3 protein-coding genes and 1 pseudogene are annotated in these 1,911 nt (G+C 57.7%); 2 read left to right on the plus strand and 2 right to left on the minus strand.

Annotation, left to right across the window (positions count from 1 at the left end; translation table 11 throughout):
* Nucleotides 1-235: pseudogene (locus MAXJ12_RS35275) on the minus strand (transposase domain-containing protein); the annotation flags it as partial.
* A gap of 248 nt (nucleotides 236-483) precedes the next feature.
* Here MAXJ12_RS35275 and MAXJ12_RS35280 point away from each other — a divergent pair.
* Nucleotides 484-711: a BA14K family protein gene (locus tag MAXJ12_RS35280; RefSeq protein ID WP_085983982.1), complete on the plus strand. Its 228-nt coding sequence runs from the start codon at nucleotides 484-486 to the stop codon at nucleotides 709-711.
* Nucleotides 712-742: 31 nt separating this feature from the next.
* Here MAXJ12_RS35280 and MAXJ12_RS18165 read toward each other — a convergent pair whose 3' ends face one another.
* Nucleotides 743-1,639, minus strand: coding sequence for an omptin family outer membrane protease (locus tag MAXJ12_RS18165; protein WP_244421516.1), 897 nt, complete (start codon nucleotides 1,637-1,639; stop codon nucleotides 743-745).
* On the opposite strand from MAXJ12_RS18165, the gene MAXJ12_RS38890 reads away from it, so the two are divergent.
* A partial coding sequence (locus MAXJ12_RS38890; RefSeq protein ID WP_244421517.1) for a hypothetical protein occupies nucleotides 1,638-1,911 on the plus strand: 274 nt, incomplete at its 3' end. The two genes, MAXJ12_RS18165 and MAXJ12_RS38890, sit on opposite strands and share 2 nt — an antisense overlap.

Consider the following 1,911-nt stretch of genomic DNA (forward strand, 5'->3'; position numbering starts at 1 on the left):
GGTTTCGGCCACGTTCGGCGGCAAGGCGACGCCGGCCGCGCGGCCACGGAAGCAGTTCATGAAGCCGGTTCTGCGGCGTATCGGCGATGCGGGCGAGTACGTCGGCCAGCCAGGCCTGCGGATCGACGTCGTTGCGTTTCGCCGTCATGATCAGCGTCGCCATGGCCGCCGCCCGGGCAGCGCCGCGTTCGGAGCCGGCGAACAGCCACGACTTTCGACCGAGGGCTATTGCCCGTTCATTCTGCCCATGTCGAATAGGAGTTGGAAGTCCACTACCGTTGGCATCCCTATTCCCTATTGAGGCTGCAGGGTGTGAATCGGCGTTGACGCCTGACGCCATCCCTCGATAGTGCCAAGCGCATGATTTTGCAGAACAAATATTGGACCCCCATCATATTTCAATTTACGGAGGTAAATCAGTCTGTTATGGCCAGTGTTCAAGAGAGTCAGCTTTCGTCGCTGAACCACACGGGAGCGAACTGAGTGGCTGGACGATTGAGCAAGGGCCTTGAGATCGTCGCCGTCTTCGGCACGACGGTTGGTGCAATTGTCTCCAGCCCTGCAGAGGCAGGACAGCAGTTTCCGAAGGAACGCGTTTCGCGCGCCCATATTGAATGGTGCTACAAGAGATACAGAACGTACCGCCTTTTGGATAACACCTATGTCGACGCAAACGGCCAGCGTCGAAGGTGCATTTCGCCTTATAGCTAACGTTGCCGTGCCAGTCCAAATTGGGCTGGGCTCAGAACGCCACCTTGAAGCCGGCAGAAATAGTGAAGGCATAGAAGTCCATGCCAGCGCCATCCTCGAAGGTCGGGCCTTGGGCGCCCGTCGGGATGTCGTACATCGTGGTATCGCCTTTCTCGCGGAAGTACTTATCGAAATTGCCGGCTAGGAAGAGGCTGGCGCGTTCGGTCATCCGATAATCGGCCTTGGCGCCGACCGAGATGAACGGGATGGTACCGAAATCTTCTTCAAATCGTAGGTCGCGCATCCAGTGATGGTCTACATCGCTTGCATCGACAGTAAGGCCGCCGCGGAGCACACCTGAGAGAGTCCAATTGCCGAATTTCGTGGTCGCTTCCGCACCAAGGAAAACGCCCGGATAGCGCTGTTCGTAACTGATGACACGTTCGCCCTCCGGGAAGTTGACGGTCGTGTCACGGAAGCCATTCTCACTATAGGTGAACGAACCGCCGTAGGCGCTCCACTTCACATTGGTGTATTTGAAGCCGCCATGCAGGTTGATGGTCGTGGCATCGTTGATCACGAAGTCTCGGCCTGCTGCGATGTCAAGGTTGATGTAGCGGTCAAGGTCGGTGTCGGTGTGGATCGACTGATGCGACCAATCCCCTGAAGCAAAGCTCGGCGAATAGGGTGCGAGCCAATCATAGTCTTCCATGTGGCTGTTGCCGGAGAAACCGAAGACGGCGTTAGCTGAAATGGTCCAGTTGTTCCAGACTTCCGCCTTGAGGCCAGTGGTCAGAACCGGCGCGTCGGTTTCCCAGATCAGTTCGCTGATACGATTGCCCGCCTCGTCGTAGACAAGCTCATTGCCCTTGAGCCAAGTGTAGCCGACGCCACCAACAAACACGATGCTCCTGTCGGGCGCTGAATAGATGGTCTGATCCGCCGCCATGGCGACGGTCGACGTTGCGCAGAACGTGCCAAAAGCAAGAATTGCGAATGATGATGAGCAGCGATTCACGAGACAGCCTCCTTGGCGCCCCCCCAAATCGGGTATACCGCAGGTTGTACCGGATGTCTGTTGCTTTGAGGCAACAGTCGGGGCGGCTTGCTGTTCCCGCGAGGAGCTGCTGCATATGGCGTGCCCTATTGCGGTTGATCATGGTGGTGATCTGCGCATCGGCGTCACACGCGCCTGCGTTGTCGCCGATCGCGGCATGATCA

It is taken from the genome of Mesorhizobium alhagi CCNWXJ12-2, assembly GCF_000236565.1.
GTDB lineage: Bacteria > Pseudomonadota > Alphaproteobacteria > Rhizobiales > Rhizobiaceae > Allomesorhizobium > Allomesorhizobium alhagi.